This window comes from Bacillus sp. FSL K6-0972 (assembly GCF_037976035.1).
GTDB classification, from domain to species: Bacteria; Bacillota; Bacilli; order Bacillales; family Bacillaceae; genus Bacillus; species Bacillus haynesii.
On sequence record NZ_CP150260.1, the window covers coordinates 1,016,053 to 1,034,647 of the forward strand.

19 protein-coding genes and 1 riboswitch are annotated in these 18,595 nt (G+C 45.9%); of the genes, 15 read left to right on the plus strand and 4 right to left on the minus strand.

The genetic code is table 11. The annotated features are described in order from the left end of the window. Positions 1-33 precede the first annotated feature (33 nt). The 8 genes from MKX80_RS05135 to MKX80_RS05170 all read left to right on the plus strand — a co-directional run bounded on the left by MKX80_RS05135 (position 34) and on the right by MKX80_RS05170 (position 6,371). Complete coding sequence (locus MKX80_RS05135) at positions 34-1,623, plus strand: DHA2 family efflux MFS transporter permease subunit (protein WP_339228078.1); 1,590 nt, start codon at positions 34-36, stop codon at positions 1,621-1,623. A 17-nt stretch (positions 1,624-1,640) separates the two neighbouring features. Beyond that, on the plus strand, positions 1,641-2,171 hold the full coding sequence (locus MKX80_RS05140) for an NAD(P)H-dependent oxidoreductase (protein WP_212110342.1): 531 nt from the start codon (positions 1,641-1,643) through the stop codon (positions 2,169-2,171). 13 nt (positions 2,172-2,184) lie between these two features. Next, positions 2,185-2,517: a hypothetical protein gene (locus tag MKX80_RS05145; RefSeq protein WP_268346498.1), complete on the plus strand. Its 333-nt coding sequence runs from the start codon at positions 2,185-2,187 to the stop codon at positions 2,515-2,517. Positions 2,518-2,649: 132 nt separating this feature from the next. Beyond that, the gene (locus MKX80_RS05150; RefSeq protein WP_182070977.1) at positions 2,650-3,417 is read left to right on the plus strand and encodes a hypothetical protein; all 768 of its coding nucleotides are present in this window, start codon (positions 2,650-2,652) and stop codon (positions 3,415-3,417) included. A 4-nt stretch (positions 3,418-3,421) separates the two neighbouring features. Then, positions 3,422-3,796: a GntR family transcriptional regulator gene (locus tag MKX80_RS05155; protein WP_182070976.1), complete on the plus strand. Its 375-nt coding sequence runs from the start codon at positions 3,422-3,424 to the stop codon at positions 3,794-3,796. After that, on the plus strand, positions 3,793-4,494 hold the full coding sequence (locus MKX80_RS05160; RefSeq protein WP_216929384.1) for an ABC transporter ATP-binding protein: 702 nt from the start codon (positions 3,793-3,795) through the stop codon (positions 4,492-4,494). The genes MKX80_RS05155 and MKX80_RS05160 overlap by 4 nt, the downstream gene beginning before the upstream one ends. A 19-nt stretch (positions 4,495-4,513) precedes the next feature. Continuing rightward, the gene (locus MKX80_RS05165) at positions 4,514-5,437 is read left to right on the plus strand and encodes an ABC transporter ATP-binding protein (protein WP_154999412.1); all 924 of its coding nucleotides are present in this window, start codon (positions 4,514-4,516) and stop codon (positions 5,435-5,437) included. Then, on the plus strand, positions 5,430-6,371 hold the full coding sequence (locus MKX80_RS05170) for an ABC transporter permease (RefSeq protein WP_154999411.1): 942 nt from the start codon (positions 5,430-5,432) through the stop codon (positions 6,369-6,371). The genes MKX80_RS05165 and MKX80_RS05170 overlap by 8 nt, the downstream gene beginning before the upstream one ends. Positions 6,372-6,486: 115 nt before the next feature. Here the strand turns inward: MKX80_RS05170 and cspB are convergent, their stop codons facing one another. Next, the gene (cspB, locus tag MKX80_RS05175; RefSeq protein ID WP_003155376.1) at positions 6,487-6,687 is read right to left on the minus strand and encodes a cold shock-like protein CspB; all 201 of its coding nucleotides are present in this window, start codon (positions 6,685-6,687) and stop codon (positions 6,487-6,489) included. Positions 6,688-6,990: 303 nt separating this feature from the next. Then, positions 6,991-7,104: riboswitch (SAM riboswitch) on the plus strand. A 99-nt stretch (positions 7,105-7,203) separates the two neighbouring features. Between cspB and MKX80_RS05180 the strand changes: the two genes are divergently transcribed. The 4 genes from MKX80_RS05180 (at position 7,204) to MKX80_RS05195 (ending at position 11,210) form a co-directional block, all read left to right on the plus strand. After that, positions 7,204-8,205: a methionine ABC transporter ATP-binding protein gene (locus MKX80_RS05180; RefSeq protein WP_154999410.1), complete on the plus strand. Its 1,002-nt coding sequence runs from the start codon at positions 7,204-7,206 to the stop codon at positions 8,203-8,205. 2 nt (positions 8,206-8,207) lie between these two features. Then, positions 8,208-8,858: a methionine ABC transporter permease gene (locus tag MKX80_RS05185; protein WP_059231821.1), complete on the plus strand. Its 651-nt coding sequence runs from the start codon at positions 8,208-8,210 to the stop codon at positions 8,856-8,858. A 21-nt stretch (positions 8,859-8,879) separates the two neighbouring features. Next, positions 8,880-9,698 carry a MetQ/NlpA family ABC transporter substrate-binding protein gene (locus MKX80_RS05190; RefSeq protein WP_182071055.1) on the plus strand — a complete coding sequence of 273 codons (819 nt, stop codon included), beginning with the start codon at positions 8,880-8,882 and terminating at the stop codon, positions 9,696-9,698. A gap of 126 nt (positions 9,699-9,824) precedes the next feature. Next, positions 9,825-11,210 (plus strand): L-cystine transporter, encoded by a 1,386-nt coding sequence (locus tag MKX80_RS05195; protein WP_154999409.1) that lies wholly within the window; start codon positions 9,825-9,827, stop codon positions 11,208-11,210. 45 nt (positions 11,211-11,255) lie between these two features. Here the strand turns inward: MKX80_RS05195 and MKX80_RS05200 are convergent, their stop codons facing one another. Together MKX80_RS05200 and MKX80_RS05205 are read right to left on the minus strand one after the other, a co-directional pair. Further along, positions 11,256-11,597: a hypothetical protein gene (locus tag MKX80_RS05200; protein WP_268328698.1), complete on the minus strand. Its 342-nt coding sequence runs from the start codon at positions 11,595-11,597 to the stop codon at positions 11,256-11,258. A gap of 47 nt (positions 11,598-11,644) precedes the next feature. Beyond that, entirely contained in the window at positions 11,645-13,441 is a 1,797-nt protein-coding gene (locus MKX80_RS05205) for a S9 family peptidase (RefSeq protein WP_268343317.1), read from the minus strand. A gap of 145 nt (positions 13,442-13,586) precedes the next feature. Between MKX80_RS05205 and MKX80_RS05210 the strand changes: the two genes are divergently transcribed. Both MKX80_RS05210 and MKX80_RS05215 read left to right on the plus strand, forming a co-directional pair. After that, positions 13,587-14,147, plus strand: a complete 561-nt coding sequence (locus MKX80_RS05210; protein WP_182070969.1) for a YhcN/YlaJ family sporulation lipoprotein — start codon at positions 13,587-13,589, stop codon at positions 14,145-14,147. Between the two features lie 119 nt (positions 14,148-14,266). Beyond that, positions 14,267-15,166 carry a hypothetical protein gene (locus MKX80_RS05215; protein ID WP_339228087.1) on the plus strand — a complete coding sequence of 300 codons (900 nt, stop codon included), beginning with the start codon at positions 14,267-14,269 and terminating at the stop codon, positions 15,164-15,166. On the opposite strand, the gene MKX80_RS05220 is transcribed toward MKX80_RS05215, so the two are convergent. Beyond that, positions 15,156-15,803, minus strand: coding sequence for a spore coat protein (locus tag MKX80_RS05220; RefSeq protein WP_154996484.1), 648 nt, complete (start codon positions 15,801-15,803; stop codon positions 15,156-15,158). The genes MKX80_RS05215 and MKX80_RS05220 overlap by 11 nt on opposite strands. 690 nt (positions 15,804-16,493) lie before the next feature. On the opposite strand from MKX80_RS05220, the gene MKX80_RS05225 reads away from it, so the two are divergent. Beyond that, entirely contained in the window at positions 16,494-18,518 is a 2,025-nt protein-coding gene (locus MKX80_RS05225; protein WP_268343029.1) for a PAS domain-containing protein, read from the plus strand. Positions 18,519-18,595 lie beyond the last annotated feature (77 nt).

Here is an 18,595-nt window from a genome sequence, read left to right on the forward strand (position 1 = left end):
GAAATAAAAACGAGCGAAAGGAGGATGTCATAAGTGGCTTCTCAGAAAAAAGGAAATATGTCACTGCTCATCATATTAATGGCCGGCTTGTTTCTGGCCATTTTAAACCAAACGCTGCTGAATGTGGCGATGCCTCATCTCATGACAGAATTCAATGTGAGCGCCACAACGATTCAATGGCTGACAACCGGATATATGCTTGTCAACGGCGTTTTGATTCCTTTATCAGCCTTCCTGATTATGCGGTTCGGCGGACGGAGCCTGTTTTTAACAGCAATGCTGCTGTTTACGGCCGGAACGCTGATATGCGGAATTTCGCCTAATTTCTCGACGATGTTAACCGGACGCCTCATTCAGGCAGTCGGCGGGGGCATACTTCAGCCTTTGGTCATGACGACGATTCTCTTTATCTTTCCTCCGGAAAGCCGCGGGAAAGGAATGGGAATCTTTGGCCTTGCGATGATGTTTGCTCCTGCTGTCGGTCCGACTCTATCCGGCTGGGTCATTGAAAACTACAGCTGGCGGATCATGTTTTACGGCCTTGTGCCGGTTGGTGTCATCGTCATCATTTTAGGGTTCTTCCTATTTAAAAATATGACGGAGCCTAAAAAAATCAAATTGGATACAGCAGGCGCGATTCTTTCAGTCGTCGGATTTGCGGCGTTGCTGTATGGCGTGAGTGAAGCCGGCTCAGACGGCTGGGATGATCCGATCGTACTTTCCACAGTTGTGATCGGTGTGATCGGCATTGCCGCTTTTATCATCCAGCAGTTGAAATCGAAAGAGCCGATGCTTGACTTCAGGGTGTTCAAATACGATATGTTTTCACTGTCAAGCGTAATCAACGCCATCATTACAGTTGCTTTGTATGCCGGAATGTTTCTGATTCCGATTTATTTGCAAAACCTGGTCGGTTTTACTGCGCTTCAGTCGGGGCTTCTTATGCTGCCGGGCGCACTCGTCATGCTTGTGATGTCGCCGATCTCAGGAATTTTATTTGATAAAGTCGGCCCAAGGCCGCTGGCGATTGTCGGTTTATTGATCACCGTTGTGACGACCTACGAATTTACGACGCTTACGATCGATACACCGTATATGTACATCGTGTTGATCTATGCGATTCGTGCGTTTGGGATGTCCATGCTGATGATGCCGATTATGACTGCCGGTATGAACCAGCTTCCGCAGTATCTAAACAGCCACGGAACGGCGATGTCGAATACGCTTCGCCAAATCAGCGGTTCGATCGGAACGAGCTTGATCACGACGATTTATACAAATCGCACGACATTCCACTATGCATCAATGGCTGATCAGACAAATACGGCTGATCCGTCATTCATGAGCACATTGCAGTCAACGATTCAGTCAACAGCGCAATCGATGCATATATCTCTCGAACAAGCACAACAATATGTCGTGAAATATTTGACCGGACAGGCCCAGCTCAACTCGAATGTCATGGGGATTAATGACGCATTTATGTGGGCGGCCGGGTTCTGTGTCATCGGTCTCGTTCTCAGCCTGTTTTTGAGGGATGTCAGAAAAGACAAGCTGCACAGGAAGAACAAAGCGGAGGAGCTGACATTGCTTCCGGCTCCTAAAGAAGCAAAAGAATCTTAAAATGAGGAGGTTCTGACATGAAAATTTATGTTGTTTACGACAGTGAAGGCGAGCATACGAAAAAGCTGGCCGAAGCCATTGCAGAAGGCGCAGGGGAACATGAGGCTGCAGACGTGCTGATCGATCATGTCAGCCAGGCGGATATCAGAAAGCTCGAAGAAATGGACGCCATCATCTGGGGCTGCCCGGGCCATTTCGGTACAATCAGTTCCGGTTTAAAAACTTGGATCGACAGGCTCGGCTACCTTTGGGCGGAAGGAAAGCTGATCAATAAGATCGGCGCAGTCTTCTGCACAACGGCGACGACCCACGGCGGTCTTGAAGCGACAATGCTCAATTTAATAACACCGATGCTTCATCAAGGAATGATGATCGTCGGCTTGCCTGGAAATGTACCTGAAAATGCCCTATACGGGTCTTATTACGGTGCAGGCATTACGTGTCCTGTCGACAGTGACGAATTGATCGGCGAAGAGGGCCTGGAGCTGGGCCGGGCTTTAGGCAGACGCGTCGCCCAAGTGACGGACCGCTTTACAGCAGGACAGTGAGGAGCGATTTGACATGACCATTATATTGACCATCATCGCTGCTGTCCTCGTCATTATCGGTCTGGTGGTATTTAATGTGCGGTCGGCGTCTTCTCACGATAAACCCGAACATGAGGATAACGCTGCAGCTGCAGCTGACATTCCTCAGGTTCAGGAAGAAGAAGAGCCTCAGCAAGTCGAAGCCGCTCAGCAAGATCCGTTCGAGATGAATGATCAAACTTATCGAGAGATCCTGCAAAAACTTCAACACCCAAAAGAGGAAAAAAAACAACCCGAGAAGACGGAAATGGACGATATGGATTACCGAAAAGCACTAAAATCCATGAAAAAACGGGAACAGGATTAAAGGCAAATTCGCTGGGAGCCAGCGGGTTTGCTTTTTTATTTGCATTTTTTTTGAAATATTGATTGCGATTTTCTCTGTATCAGTGTACTATTGTCGTAGTACACCGATACAGAGAGTAGAGGAGGATATGATTTGCAATCTTTCAGCGGCCTATTTAAAAAAGATTTTCTCATGGCCAGATTTTGGTCTTTAGTTTGGATGCTGTGCATGATTTGTGCGATTATTGCAAGCTTTGGGTTTGCTCATTATACAGGCGAATCAATGGCTCTCTTTGGGGCGCTTGTGACCATTTTAGTATTTCATAGCCTGTTTTGTCCTTTGATGATGCTTGCTCAGCTCCGGCTGGAAGGGAAAACGCAGCTTTGGTTATATAATCCGAACAACAGTGCGCTTTTGCTGCTGTCAAAGCTTGTTTCAGCTGCCGTATACCAATTGATTTCCCACGCTGTTTTATTCATTTTCGGGCTGATTGTCAGAAGCGTTCTGCTCTCCAGCAGCGACAACATGTTTTCCGTGTTGGATTTGCTTCTCGTCAATATCGCTGTCTTTTTAGGCTCCGTTATTTTTTCCACATGGGTGATGTTTCTGTGGACGATATATGAAGCGCTCAGAAAATATCCGGCTATCAAAAAAATCCGCTGGATCATTCCCTTGTTGATCTACAATGTTTACGGATTAATCGAGGCGCTGTTCATCAAGAGCGGCTTGTTCCAGAAACTGCAGAAATTCTGGGGCATTTCTTTAACAGCTGAATTCAAATTCCATTACGAACATTCAGGATGGACTGTTACATTTTCTCAAGTTGATTTGCCGGGTATTCTCCTGGTGTATTACGCAGTCTTAGGCGTCTGTCTCTTCTATCTCTCCTGCAAATTACTGACCAGAAGAGTTGAGGTGTGAAAGAATGGAAAAAGAATTTTCTGCTTCAAAGCCGATCTATAGACAAATAGCCGAACAGCTCTTCAAAAAAATGATCCGCGGAGAGATCAAGCCGGGAGAAAAATTGCCTTCGGTCCGTGAGCTGGCTGTTCAGACGCAAGTAAATCCGAATACGATTCAAAGAACTTACAATGAGATGGAAAGGATGGGCGTGGTGGAAACCAGAAGGGGACAGGGAACCTTTGTTGTTGAACATACGGAAGTCATCGATGATTTAAAGCGGGAGATGAGATCGGAAGTTATCGGGCAATTTGTCCAAAGCATGGAAGAGCTTGGCTTGTCTAAACAAGACATGCTGTCAGAACTTGACCGCTATCTTCAGAAAGGAGATCCCAAATGAAGATTGAGCTGAAAAATGTCACGAAGAAGTTTGGCAAAGAGTATGCGCTCAAAGAGGCCGATCTGTCTCTTTCTCCCGGGAAAATTTACGGGTTGACCGGACCGAACGGCAGCGGCAAATCTACGATCTTGAAGCTGATCACAGGGCTCTCGTTTCCGGATTCGGGCACGGTGCTAATCGGAGGACGGCCGGCAGCCAGAAAAGAGATGAAGAACATCGCCTATTTAACAGAGCTTGATATGTTCTACGATCAATTTCGGGTCAAGGATATGATTCACTTTTATGAAACCCAGTTCTCCGATTTCCGTATAAATAAAGCGTGGGACCTTTTAAAGGACATGAAAATCGACGGGGATAAAAAAATCGGCAAGCTTTCCAAAGGCAACCGGGGCAGGCTGAAGCTCGCGCTCACATTGGCGCGCGATGCAGCGGTCGTGCTGCTTGATGAGCCATTTTCCGGACTTGATCCGATGGTGAGGGAGTCGATAGTCAAAAGCCTTCTTACATATCTGGAGCTTGATAAGCAGACAATCGTCATCGCCACCCATGAAATTCATGAGATTGAACAAATTTTGGATGAGGTCATCGTCGTCTTAAATGGCCGAATTGAAGAAAAAAAGGATGTCGAACAGCTGCGCGAGGAATCGGGAATGTCGCTTTTGGAATGGCTGAAACGGTTTATTGAAGAAAAAAATTGAAAAAGCGGGAGGAGAAACAGTGGAAACACTTTTGGAATTAAAAAATGTATCAAAAACGATCAGGGGGAAAAAGATCATCGACGGCTTGAGCTTTGACGTGCGGGCAGGCGAGATATTCGGCTTCCTGGGTCCTAACGGCGCCGGAAAAACGACGACGATTCGGATGATTGTCGGGCATATGAACATCACCGCCGGTGAAATCGCCGTGTGCGGCGTCAGCGTAAAAGAAAATTTTGAAAAGGCTGCACGGCATATCGGAGCGATCGTTGAAAACCCGGAACTGTATAAATTTTTAACGGGCTATCAAAACCTTCAGCAATACGCGCGCATGACGAAAGGCGTGACGAAAAAGAAAATTGACGAAATCGTCGAGCTTGTCGGATTGAAAAACAGGATCAACGACAAGGTCAAAACGTATTCTTTAGGAATGAGACAAAGGCTCGGCCTTGCCCAAAGCCTTTTGCACGATCCGAAGCTGTTGATTCTCGATGAGCCGACGAACGGGCTTGATCCGGCCGGTATCCGGGAAATCCGCGATCATTTAAGAAAGCTGACGAGAGAAAGAGGTATGGCGGTCATCGTTTCAAGCCACCTGCTTTCAGAAATGGAACTGATGTGCGACAGAATCGCCATTATCCAGAACGGAAAGCTCCGGGATATTCAGCATGTGCACGGACCCGCTCAGGATGAAAAGAAGCGCTATTATATTCAAGCGGATGACAATCAGGCTCTGTTGCGGGAAGCGGCTGCTTTCAGAAAGGTGAAGGTTGACGAAGCGGAAGGCGGGATAGAGCTCAGCCTTCAAAAGGATGAAGTGCCTGATTTGATCAAACACTTGACAGACAGCGGTGTCCGCCTATATGAAGTGAAGGCCGTGAACAAATCGCTGGAAGACCGGTTCCTGGAAATCACCGCTGATAAGGAGGAAGCTCAGCATGTTTAATCTCATCGTAAATGAATGGATCAAAATTTTTAATCGAAAAGGCACATACTTCATGATCGGGATTTTGCTGTTATCTGCCATCGGGCTGGGCGTTCTCGCAAAGACGATCGGAGAGACAGACCAAAACCCGGACTGGAAAAAAGAATTGATGCAAGAAAATAAAGATATGAAAGAACAACTTAAAGGGGTCAATAATCCGGCACTTGAAAAAAGCTATGAACGGTCGACCGCCATTAATGAGTATCGAATCAAGCACGATTTGCCGGAAGACGGGGACTATTCGGCCCTGTCGTTCATCAGCGACGCGAGCAGCATCATTCCCCTCGCCGGTCTGTTTGTGATCACGGTGGCGGCGGGAATCGTTGCGAATGAATTCAGCTGGGGAACGGTGAAGCTGCTTGTCATCAGGCCGATCAGCCGCTTTAAAATTCTGCTGGCAAAGTATTTTACAGTCCTGCTTTTTGCATTGGCTTTGCTTTTCATTCTGTTCGCATGCGCGGGTATCACAGGCCTTGCTTTATTCGGGACAGGCGACGGCAGCCAGGTTCACTTGGCGTACACCGATGGAACAGTTGAAGAAAAAAGCCTGCTGCTGCACTTGGCCGGCAGCTATTTGCTGAATTCAATTTCGCTTCTGATGATGGCGACTATGGCCTTTATGATTTCAACGGTTTTCAGAAACAGCTCGCTTGCCGTAGGTATTTCAATTTTTCTTTTGGCAATGGGCGGAACGGTGACAAACTTGCTTGCGACGAAATTTGAATGGGTGAAATACATCTTATTTGCCAACACTGATCTCACTCAATACTTTGACGGATCTCCGCTTGTTTCAGATATGACGCTGGGATTCTCGATTGTGGTGCTGGCAGTCTATTTTCTCGTTTTTCATGTGCTCGCTTTTGGTGTATTCACAAAAAGAGACATTGCTTCATAAGCGGTATTCTCAAAAAAAGCCTCACGCCGGTTTCCGGGCGTGAGGCTTTTTTAAAATATAAAAAGACTGCTGACATTCGGTCAGCAGTCCTGTATGAAGATCAGCGGTTCACAGCTTACGCTTTTGTTACGTTAGCAGCTTGTGGTCCGCGGTTTCCTTCAACGATTTCGAAAGATACAGATTGGCCTTCTTCCAAAGTTTTGAAGCCTTCGCCTTGAATAGCAGAGAAATGAACGAATACATCGTCTTGTCCTTCAACTTCGATGAATCCGAAACCTTTTTCAGAGTTAAACCATTTTACTTTACCTTCTAGCATGAAATTTCCTCCTAAAGCGATAACGCTTAAATTCACTATTCTTGCTCTAAAACAAACTTCCAAGACGAAAACTCTTACAAAACTTTCTTCTTAAAGATAGTTCGAACAAAAATAATTACCTTTACTTTACCAGTGTTTAAGCGAAATTACAACTGCTAAACACAATTTTTTTAAAAAAAGTGAAATTTAATGATCAGGGTGAGAAATAAAGCATTGAAAAGAGAGTTTTTGAAATTTTCACGAATCTGATTGACAACATTTCAAAGAAGCTGTAAAGTTAGGTAAAACTTCATGCAACAACACTTCTTATTCAGAGAGGCGGAGGGAATTGGCCCTGAGAAACCTCGGCAGCGGGTTCTGCAAACAGCAGGATACTGTGCCACATCCAACAAGCCGTACGGGCTTGGAAGATAAGAAGAGAGCGGACCCACTCTATTTACTTTGTGTCGTCAAAGGCTTCTTCTTATTTTTAAGAAGAAGCCTTTTTTGTTAGCCAAAAAGAGGAGGAAGATCATCATGATTACATTTGAAGGCGTTGAAAAGGTCTATGAAAGCGGCGGACAGAAGGTCCATGCGCTCAATGGAGTCGACCTTCATGTGGATAAAGGGGAAATATACGGCGTCATCGGATTCAGCGGTGCAGGGAAAAGCACGCTGATCCGCTGTGTGAACTTCCTTGAAAAACCGACGGCCGGAAAGGTTTTCGTCGGCGGAAGAGACTTAATGTCCTTGTCGAAAGCAGAGATTCGCACTGTAAAGAGGAAGATCGGCATGGTATTTCAGCATTTTAACCTGCTAAATTCAAAAACGATTTTTGCTAATGTCGCAGAGCCGCTCGCGCTTGTCAAAACGCCGAAAGCCGAAATAAAGCAAAAAGTGACGGAGCTGCTCCGTTTTGTCGGGCTTGAGGATAAAGCCCGCGATTATCCGGATCAGCTTTCGGGCGGCCAAAAGCAGCGCGTCGGCATTGCCCGGGCGCTGGCGACAAATCCGGAGGTTCTGCTCTGCGATGAAGCGACATCCGCGCTTGATCCGCAGACGACCGGCGATATTTTGAAGCTGCTGAAGCGCGTCAACGAACAATATAACATCACGATACTGTTAATCACCCATGAAATGAATGTGGCAAAAGAAATCTGCGACAAAGTCGCGGTCATTGAAAAAGGAAGAATTATTGAATCAGGTAGTGTGTTTGACGTATTTTCCGCGCCGGAAACCGAAACGGCGAAAAGCTTTGTCAAATCAGCCATCGACCACGAGATACCTGAATCGATTCAAAAATTAAATGTGAAGCACCTTTACCAGCTTCAATTTGTCGGTGAATCTTCTGGGAAGCCTTTTCTTTCTCAAGTGGCAAAGCGATTTGACGTAGAAGTCAACATTCTGCACGGAACGATTACAGAGCTTCAGGGAATTCCGTTTGGCAGCATGACGGTCGAACTGCAGGGGGAAGATGGTGAGATCGGGCGCGCGCTCGAATATATACGCAGAGAAAACATTCGCATCAGGGAGGTATAAGCATGCTTGTTACATATGACCAAATCATTGACGCACTGGTTCAAACGATTCAAATGACAGTTTTTTCGCTTTTATTTTCAAGCGTGATCGGCATTCCGCTCGGCATTTTGCTGGTTGTCACAAGGAAGGGGCATCTGCTTGAAAATCCGGCAGTTTTTACGGTTGTCAATATGATCATTAACATTTTCCGGTCCGTCCCGTTTATCATTTTGATGGTTGCTTTAATTCCGGTGACAAGGCTGATTGTGGGAACGTCCATCGGCACAGCGGCAGCGATTGTTCCCCTGACTTTTTATGCTGGGCCTTACATCGCCAGGCTCGTTGAGAACTCTCTGCTTGAAGTCGATCCGGGAGTCATTGAAGCTGCTGAAGCAATGGGAGCGACTCCGAGGCAGATCATCTTCAGGTTTTTGATTCCGGAAGCGCTCGGTTCGCTGGTGCTGAGTTTTACGGTAGCAACGGTCGGATTGGTCGGAGCGTCGGCGATGGCTGGTGCGATAGGTGCCGGCGGTCTTGGGGATTTGGCGATCACATACGGCTATCAAAGATTTGACACGATGACGATGATCATCACGGTTGCAATTCTCGTCATCGTTGTGCAGGGATTGCAGACATCCGGAAACGTGCTGTCAAAAAAATTGAGAAGAAGATAAACAGAGAGGGAGACGGCTATGATGAAAAAATTTGCATTTGTAGTGATCTTATTGCTGCTTGCGGGAGTGATCGCAGGGTGCGCGGCAGACTCTGATGCGAAAACCATTAAAATCGGCATCAGCGGAACGGATACGAGGATCTGGGACTTTGTGAAGAAAAAAGCCGAGAAAGAAGGCTTAAAGCTTGAAATCGTCAAATACTCTGACTATGTTCAGCCAAACCAGGCTTTGGCGGGCGGTGACATTGACGCCAACGCTTTTCAGACGATATCTTACTTTAATGCATTCAAAAAGGAACGCAATCTTGAACTATCGCCAATCGGCACAACGATCATCGCTCCGATGGGCATTTATTCCGAGAAGTATGATTCGCCTGACGATATACCAAACGGCGCGGAAATCGCCGTTCCGAGCGAAGCGACGAACATGGGCAGAGCCTTGCTTCTGTTGGAGTCCGCCGGCCTGCTTCAATTAAAGGACGGATTTGACGGAAACGGAACGCTTGATGCGATTAAAGAAAATCCGAAAAAACTCAAAATCACAACGGTGGCCGCAGAGCAAACGCCACGCGTGCTTCCCGATGTCGCTGCATCCGTCATCAACAACGGCATAGCGGTTGACGCCGGCTTCCATCCTGTCAAAGATTCGATCAAACTGGAAGACGAAACAGCGACACCATATATCAACATTATTGCGGCCAGAACAGAAGACCGGAATCGCGAAGATTTGAAAAAGATCGTCGAGCTGTACCAATCAGACGATACCGCTGAATTGATCAAAAAAGAGTTTGACGGTGCACAGCTGCCGACATTTGTTCCACTGAAAGACATCGGCGAATAAAATGTCAGTCGCGCAATTGATTCCCGGGTCATATATTGAAATGCATCGATAATTCCTACTTGACCAATCAGGTTTGTTGTACTATAGTTTTTAAATGTATAAAATTCTGGGGGTGCTTTTGTTACCATGACATTATTTGTTGTTATTAATATTATCGTCATGCTCGGCCTGATGGCGCTCCTTTATATGATGCAAAAAAAGCATGTTTCTTTTTCTAAGCGGGTATTTACCGCTCTGGGAATCGGAATTGTTTTTGGATTCGCTTTGCATTTTATATATGGTTCGTCTTCAGAAACGATTACGCAGACTTCTGATTGGTTTAATATTGCAGGCGGCGGCTATGTCAAGCTTTTGCAGATGATCGTCATGCCGCTTGTATTCATCTCGATTTTGGGTGCTTTTACAAAGCTTAAACTGACGCACAATATCGGAAAAATCAGCGGACTGATCATCGGGCTCTTGATCGCGACGACAGCCGTCGCTGCTGCGGTGGGTATCGCGTCCGCGCTTGCTTTTGACCTGCAGGCCGTCCATGTGGATCAAGGCCAGGCGGAGTCCATGAGAGGGGCGGAACTCGAACAGAAATCGCAGGACATGGAAGCCAAAACGCTTCCGCAGCAAATTGTCGAGCTTCTTCCGGGGAATCCGTTTTTAGACTTTACGGGAGCAAGACCGACATCAACGATCGCAGTTGTTATTTTTGCGGCTTTCCTTGGGATCGCTTATCTTGGGGTCAATCGAAAACAGCCTGAACAAGCTGAACTTTTCAAAAAGATGGTTGATGCCGTGTATGCGATCATTATGCGTGTAGTGACCTTGATTCTGAGGCTGACGCCTTACGGTGTACTGGCGATCATGACAAAAACGATTGCAACGAGCGACCTCGACAGCATTGCCAAGCTCGGCAAATTTGTCATCGCTTCGTATGCGGCGCTGATCGTCATGTTCATCATTCACCTGCTGCTCATTACATTCAGCGGTTTAAATCCTGTCACATACTTGAAAAAGGCGTTTCCGGTCCTTGTATTCGCGTTTACATCAAGATCAAGCGCAGGCGCTTTGCCGCTGAACATTAAAACGCAACGAAGCCTTGGTGTTCCTGAAGGCATTGCAAACTTTGCCGGATCCTTCGGGCTGTCCATCGGACAAAACGGATGTGCCGGAATTTACCCTGCAATGCTCGCGATCATGATTGCGCCGACTGTCGGACAAAATCCGCTTGAGCCGTCATTTTTGTTCACGGTTATCGCTGTTGTTGCGATCAGCTCTTTCGGAGTGGCAGGCGTCGGCGGAGGTGCGACATTTGCAGCGCTTCTCGTCCTTTCGGCATTAAACATGCCTGTAGCGCTTGCCGGGCTGCTGATTTCGGTTGAGCCGCTGATCGACATGGGGCGTACGGCTCTCAATGTCAGCGGCAGCATGACGTCAGGACTTGTGACGAGCAAAGTAACAAATGAACTTGAAAAAGACACGTACCAAGACCGTACAAATATCATTGAAGCAGAAGTGTAAAAGAAGAACGGCCCGCACAGCTTGATAGCGCGTGCGGGCCGTTTTTTATGAATAGCTTTGATCGTCATCGAACATCGTCTGATTTGCAGCCTGATCGTTCATGACATTCACCGGGGCAGTCATATGGCCTGATTGATGCTGGTCGTTTGCCGGATGGCCTGACTGGCGGTGTTCATGTGATTGTCCTCCGGTATTGAAAGCCTGTTTGATCATGTCAGCCGGATTCATCATCGTCTGATTGCTACCGTTTCCTTGCTGCCGCGCTCCCATGCTCTTCGCGAACATGCCGGTTAATCTTTTGCGGATTTCGGGAGAAAAAGCTGCGGTTAATGCAGCTGATCCTAAAACTAATACAGCGGGATGGATGCCTGATCTTCTTCTAAACAAAGGGTCAACCTCCTTTTTACGTATACCATCCCCTGTCCTGATCGGTTTTATTCTTCAAGCTGTGCCGTGAGATATAAGCGATGCTTTTCGAAAAATTCGAAAATTTCGCGGTAGGCTTTCATTTTATTTTCTTTTATAGAAAAACCGTGCCCTTCATTTTCCAAAACGAGATACTCAATATTCCGCCCCATGTCTTTCAACCGATCAACAACCTGATCGGACTCTTCCTTTACGACGCGCGGATCGTTTGCGCCTTGGATGATCAGCATCGGCTGAGTCATATTCTCCAGGTATGTAACAGGAGAATCGGCTTTCATTTTTTCATAATCCCGCTCCGGATTGCCGACCCATTTTTCCATCATCGGCTGCCAGAAATCAGGTACGGATTTGACAAACGAAAACAGATTGCTGACTCCGCATATATCGACGACGGCGCGGAAATACTCGGGATGCCTACCGTGAAGCAAAAGCGACATATACCCGCCGTAACTGCCTCCCATCAAAAAGAGTTTTTCGCGGTCCGCAAGCTTTTGATCGATAAGCCAGTCGATGCCCGCGGTCATATCGAGGCGCGGTCCGTCTCCCCAATCTTGTTCGACCATTTTAAAAAATGAATAACCGTAATTTGCTGACCCCCTGAAATTAGGGGCGAATAACTGGTAGCCCATTTTCGCAGCGAGTTGAAAGATGTCGTAGAACATAAAGGTTTCTGCATCTTGCGGTCCGCCGTGCGGCCAAATAATCGTCCAGCCGTTCGCTTCTTCCGGGGCGGGCTTAAACAGCAGTCCTTCTATTGCCAGGCCGTCAAAAGAAGGGTATGTCACAACTTCCGGATATGACAGCTCCTGTTCGGAGAAGCCTGGAACCGAATGTTTCGTTAATTGCCGCCATTTTGCCTGTCCTTTCATTAATACGTAGAGGTTAGCCGGCCTGGTCGGCGTCGAGCCGAGCATGTACAGCGCACCCGAAGAGGCGCAATGTATTTTCGAAATGGATGTGCAAGGACAGTCCACCTGCCGGCTTTCTCCCGTTGCTGTGTTGTACTCATACATCACCTCTTTGACACCTTTTTTTCCAATAAGATAAAGGAAAGTTCCATTTGGGTCAGCGTGGATGGATGTTAAATCAGTTTTGTCAATCGAAAGCACCGGCGTAAAAATACCGGATGAAACAGTGTACAAGGCAAGGTATGAGAACTCGGCTTCGTAGTTTGTCGTGACGAATAACCGATCATCAGATGCAAAATGAGAAGAATAAACCATATGATGCAGCGTTTCATCGGGGACGATTCCTGTCGTCACACCTTCAGCTGTATGGATCATACAGACATTGTGGCTGTTGACATAGTAGACATGAATGCTGACGGCTTTCTCGCCCGGGCTTACATCAGCCAGTATTGAAGTTCCATCTTTTCCTTCAAAAATAAGTTCTTCTTTTTCAGTGAGACAATCGTATCTGTATGTATTTAAAAATGTCGGATTGTCCTTTGTAGAAGAGTAGTAAACTGCGTTTTGCACAGGGATGGGCTCGAAGTGACGATCTGTTTGATTTCCGTTTAATGAATGGAGCGACCCGTTTTTTGAAGAAAGCTTGTACAGCCCGCTTTGTTCGTTTCCGTCATTGTCAAAACCGGCAAAAAGGATAGAGCCTTCGGGATTGTAGGCGATTCCTTTTGAATCCTGATTCAAAAATGACAGCTGATATGGATACGTATCGGGGAGATCCATCGCCCACAGGTTTGAAGTTCCGTTGAGGTTTGTATCAAAAACAAGCTGCGTCTCATCGGGATGGACCGCAAAGTCTTTAATGCGCAGCACATGCAAAATGCTTTCCGCTTTTTCCATTTCGTATACACCTCCGGATTAATTTGGGTATTTTTTCATTCAATAAGATCATAACAAAAGTCGCGTATAAAAAATATCCTTTAGACAAATAAATAACACGAAAAAGAAAAAACCTATACGTCAATCATTAAAGGAGGCAATTTTAATGTTCAATATGAAAAAAAGCGCGATTGCTGCTTTGCTCCTTCCGTTGTTGTTCACAGCCGGATGCGGCATGGCAAATCAGGGGGCGGATAACAACCGACGCAACCAGGACAATGCGCTTCAAAATGTAACAAACAGAGACAACGACCGCACGAATGTCAATGACGGCAGAAATGTTAATGACCAAATGAATGTGACAGACAACCGCGATGCCAATCGGGAAGACAATAATATGGAAGTGGCGGATAAAGCCGCAGACAAAGTGACGGAACTGAAAGAAGTCAGAAACGCAAACGTCATTGTGACAAACCGCAACGCTTATGTGGCGGTCGTTTTGCAAGGCAATCCGAAAGGCGACGTGACGAATGAGCTGAAAGGGAAAATCTCGAAAAAGGTTAAAGAAACAGACAATAACATCAACAATGTTTTCGTTTCGGCAAATCCTGATTTTGTTGACCGGATGAGAAATTATGGCGACAGAATCCAAAATGGCGAACCGATCGAGGGCATGTTTGAAGAATTTGGTGAAACGATCAACAGAGTCTTCCCGAATCAAAGATAATGATAAAAAAGCCGCAAACGCGGCTTTTTTTATTGGCCGCTTTTCAGACAGGCCACTTCCTGAACGATCCCGCATAGTGTGTAGTACAGAGAAGCATAACGCGGATGGAGGGATAGTCGGTGACGGGAGAGGTGAAAGCGGCCTTTGTTTTAATGATGGCGGGCACTCTATCCGCTCTGTTATTGGCTGTTTTTGTCGTGTTCAGCCAAGAGAGCCCAGAGGCGGCTGTTCTTTCGGGGAAAAAAGAAAAACTGAAAGAATCGCTGGAAATGTTTAAATATGAAAGTGTCAGTATTTATTACGCTGAAGAAGATAGACCGATCCTGGAGCTGACAAAGGAGACGCTTCGGGATGCCGCTGGCATGAATCGGGAACTGTTTGCCAGTCCTCTTCAAGACAGCGTTGATTTGATCTTTTTTTCAAACCGCGATGATATGGAGTCATTTTCAAAATTAAAGGATATAACCGGATTTTACTCAAATGATATGCGGATGATCGGGCTTTTGCCCGAGGAGAGAAGGCATCTGAATAACGGCGAGGGATTCGCCGTCTTCCTGTACAAACGGGTGCTGGTACATGAGTATACCCATTATGCTTTTCACGTCAAGCTGAGAGAGCTGAATGCCGACCCGGCAGCTTATCCGCTCTGGTTTCACGAAGGAGTGGCGGAATGGGCTTCTGCTCATGACACTATAGAGATCCGGACTTTGCCGTCAGTCGTTCCCTTGAGTAAGCTGAAGACCGACCGGCAGTGGCAAAAAGCCCGTACTGGATATGAAACCGATATTTATTTACAAAGTTATTATTTGATTGAAGAGCTCGCGGAGAAAAAAGGAAGGGGTGTCATCCTCGACATTATCGAAGAAACGGCTGAGCGGGGAAGTTTTGAAGACGGATTTAAGGCCGCCGTCGGTCAGTCGTTAACAGGTTTTGAAAAAGAATTCAAACGGAAATACGAAGCAAAAAAAACGGCATGGAAGGTTTTATCCTTCCGTGCCGTTTTCATCATCAATGAATAGGTCTCTGCTGCCCGTTCGGAGGCATTTGCGGCTGACCTTGCACCGGAGCGAATGCTGAAGTCATCTTCTGCATGTCTTGCGGTGCAAGCTGAGGAACTTGATAGTATCCGTGTTTGTTCTGATAAAGGAAAATTTCATAAGCCATTTCGATATAGTGAGGAATCTGGTCTGCCAGAACCCTTCTGCAGACGGGGTTTGTCACTTCGGGAGCCGCCATGGCCAATGACGAACAACAAGTTTTCATCAAGCCGAGCATAAAGCTGCTGATGCATGCGTCATCAATGGCCTGCACGGATTGCTTCGGCTGTTTCGGCTGGGCATCTTTTAACCCGTAGACAAATTGGCGATCCTCTTTCATCATATACGTTGCCGTTTCCTGACTCGGCTTTTGCCCCGTTCTGAAACATTCTGTCGTGATGTTGTACTGAGAAGAAATAAACCGATGCTGCCTCTCCAAAATATCGAGCAGCTCAGGATCTTTGACATGCTCTCTGAACATCATATATTGCTCGAGAACGCCGATCATTCCGGACAACACTTCATGCATGTCAAACACTTCGTGGCCCCCGTGATTCATATGCTGCATTCCTTCATTGCCTTGATTGATTTGCATTTGCGGCTGGTTTTGCTGTTCCACTCTAACGTATCCTCCTTAAATGTAATTCAACTATTATATTTCGTTTTTGCCGGCATGTTTATTCAAAAAAGGAATAATCGATAAACTGGATTTAAAGGGATTTTATTCTAACCGTCGAATAGTTTAGTTCAGAAGAAAATATTATGGGGGTCTTGTGTTCAAGACAGTTTATCATCTCATTGGTCGAAAATGGGAGTAACAGTCATTTTGGCGTCAAACTGAAAAAACTGAGTATCAGGAGAGGAAATTCAGACCGGTTTTGAGATCCCTCGTACCTATGTAAAACGGAGCACATATCTGCCGGGCGATGATGAAATGTTCACGCATGTTTCCGGCAGTAAAGGAATTCGGTGAGTAGATGGATGTCTGATATCCGAAAAAACAAATGAACCGAAACAGGTCGGATTCAAATAAAGGCTGCCGGAAGAAGAATAAAGCCGATGTTGGTCTTGTGTTCATGCACTATTGTTCATATAAGGACCGAAAAACAATCGAATAGCAATGCCTGGCTGGATATCGGCATGAATAACTTTGGCATTTAAAGAAGATGCCTGCAAATTTTATATTGCCCCTGCGCGATCTGTAAAGGATTCTCCCTCCGTAAATGATTTCAGCTGCCAATCATCAAGAAAATGCAAAAAAAGGTGTTTTCCTTTTTGATTTTGCACTTAGAAAAGGAGGAGTTTTGTAATGCTGGGCTCAAGTGAGACGGTTGGAAAAATGTCAGGTTTATTTGGTAATGATTCTGTGTATCCGAAGGTGCAAACAGAAGTTTATAAGAAAATCAATGAACTGAGTGGTTTTCATAAGCTGGATGATATTTATCTTTCCTTGATTGACCAGTATATGTTTCCTTGTCTGATCCTGAATGACCGGGGAGAAATTGTCGCATCCTCTGAAAGTGCTGATCAATATTTGAAAAGCTCAAAAGGCAACATTCATCAAGTTTTTCCCGCGAGCTTATCCGTACAGGTCAATGCCGCTTTACAGAGGGCAAAGAAAGAGAAAAAAGAAGTGTCGTTTAAAAACGTCCCGATTTATCTAAGCGGTGAACTATCCTTTGTTCATTTGACATTAAAAAGTTTCTTCCGTCAGTATCACAAGCTTTATGTGCTGTTTATCGAAAAATCAAAAGAAGGGGCAGCCCCCACGCCGGTATCCGGCGGAGAGGACGGTCAGCTTCATCTGCAACATCTGTACCGGTCGGTAAAAGAGCTCGAAGCGTCCAACGATGCTTTGGTGTCTGCCAATCAAAAGCTGCGGGAGGAAAACAGAAAATTGACGGCGCTCAACAGGGCGTTTGAAAAGAAAGTGAATGAGCTGAACACCCTGAAGAATGATATGAACAATCTGCTGACCAGCACGAACATCGCCGCCGTTTTTTTGGATCAGGAACTGAAATTGAAATTATTTACGCCAGAAGCCGCCAATCTGTTCGACCTGAAAGAGGAGGACCTTTCAAGACCTGCAGATAAGCTGACAGAGAGGTTTAAGTATGAGGAGTATGCCGATGACTTAAGGCGCACGCTTTATGAAAACAAGACGGTCATCAAAGAGTTCGAAATGCCAAACGGCGGTTGGTATGCCGTGAAAATGATCCCTTATTATGCTTCGGGAAACAAGGTTGAAGGCATTGTTGTCACGTTCACGAATGTCACTGAACTGAAAATGACAAACGAGGCGCTGCATATCAGCTCACAGGCTATTGATCAAAGTCCAGCCAACATATTGATCACTTCTGTCGACGGTTCGGTCACTTATGCAAACAAACGCTTTTGCCGGATGCTTGGAAAACATCAGGATGACATCATCGGCTGCAATGTATTTGACATTTACCGCAAGCATTTTCACTGTGAGGAACTCAATCGCTTCTGGAAACGCGTCATTGAAAAGAAACCATGGTCAGGGGAACTTAATTACCAGGATGAGGAGCAAGAGGACAGGTGGGAGCAAATCTCCCTTGTTCCTGTGGAGGACAGCGCGGGGAACGTTCAGCAGGTAATGCTGATATCCGAGGACATTACAAACCAAAAGCGATCTGAAAAAATGCTCATGAAATCGGAAATGCTGTCAGCGGTCGGGCAGCTCGCTGCCGGAATCGCTCATGAAATCCGGAACCCCCTCACTTCCCTGAAAGGGTTTCTCCAGCTGATGATCCAGTCTAAAAAATATCAAAAAGACTATGCGGAAGTGATGATGTCTGAATTCATCAGGCTTGAAGCGATTATCAACGAATTTCTCGTATTGGCCAAAACAAAGTCGACTACATTTGATCCGGTTCAGGTCAACTCGATTGTTGAAGATGTCTGCATGGTATTGGAGTCGCAGGCCGTGCTGAACAATGTGCGGATCGAGAAACAGCTGAGCGGAGATCTCCCTGAGATACTTGCTGTTTCAAATGAGCTGAAACAGGTTTTCCTCAACATATTAAAAAACGCAATCGAGGCGATGGAGGATGCTGAAGGCTTTATTACGATACGTTCCTATTTTGAAAAAGACAGCGTATTCATCACCTTTGAAGATCAGGGAAAGGGCATCTCAAAAGATGTGCTTGAAAAGCTCGGGGAACCATTTTATACAACGAAGGAAAAAGGAACCGGGCTCGGATTAATGGTTACATTTAAAATTATTGAAAATCACGGCGGAAGCATTCACTTTGAAAGCGAAGAAGGAAAAGGAACGATCGTAAAATTGAAGCTTCCGATTAAAGAATGAGAATGCGGCCATCCCTGTTCTCATTCTTTTTTAAAATTTTTACAAAAAAATCATATGGCCTTTATAATCATCAGATA

What these genes read in the sequence shown, in the direction of transcription:
- MKX80_RS05145 (WP_268346498.1), top strand. Translation starts at nt 2,185, where the DNA reads ATGACCATTATATTGACCATCATCGCTGCTGTCCTCGTCATTATCGGT.
- MKX80_RS05210 (WP_182070969.1), top strand. Translation starts at nt 13,587, where the DNA reads ATGTTCAATATGAAAAAAAGCGCGATTGCTGCTTTGCTCCTTCCGTTG.
- MKX80_RS05170 (WP_154999411.1), top strand. Translation starts at nt 5,430, where the DNA reads ATGTTTAATCTCATCGTAAATGAATGGATCAAAATTTTTAATCGAAAA.
- MKX80_RS05185 (WP_059231821.1), top strand. Translation starts at nt 8,208, where the DNA reads ATGCTTGTTACATATGACCAAATCATTGACGCACTGGTTCAAACGATT.
- MKX80_RS05205 (WP_268343317.1), bottom strand. Translation starts at nt 13,441, where the DNA reads ATGGAAAAAGCGGAAAGCATTTTGCATGTGCTGCGCATTAAAGACTTT.
- MKX80_RS05195 (WP_154999409.1), top strand. Translation starts at nt 9,825, where the DNA reads ATGACATTATTTGTTGTTATTAATATTATCGTCATGCTCGGCCTGATG.
- MKX80_RS05155 (WP_182070976.1), top strand. Translation starts at nt 3,422, where the DNA reads ATGGAAAAAGAATTTTCTGCTTCAAAGCCGATCTATAGACAAATAGCC.
- MKX80_RS05225 (WP_268343029.1), top strand. Translation starts at nt 16,494, where the DNA reads ATGCTGGGCTCAAGTGAGACGGTTGGAAAAATGTCAGGTTTATTTGGT.
- MKX80_RS05140 (WP_212110342.1), top strand. Translation starts at nt 1,641, where the DNA reads ATGAAAATTTATGTTGTTTACGACAGTGAAGGCGAGCATACGAAAAAG.
- MKX80_RS05160 (WP_216929384.1), top strand. Translation starts at nt 3,793, where the DNA reads ATGAAGATTGAGCTGAAAAATGTCACGAAGAAGTTTGGCAAAGAGTAT.
- MKX80_RS05180 (WP_154999410.1), top strand. Translation starts at nt 7,204, where the DNA reads ATGATTACATTTGAAGGCGTTGAAAAGGTCTATGAAAGCGGCGGACAG.
- cspB (WP_003155376.1), bottom strand. Translation starts at nt 6,687, where the DNA reads ATGCTAGAAGGTAAAGTAAAATGGTTTAACTCTGAAAAAGGTTTCGGA.
- MKX80_RS05190 (WP_182071055.1), top strand. Translation starts at nt 8,880, where the DNA reads ATGAAAAAATTTGCATTTGTAGTGATCTTATTGCTGCTTGCGGGAGTG.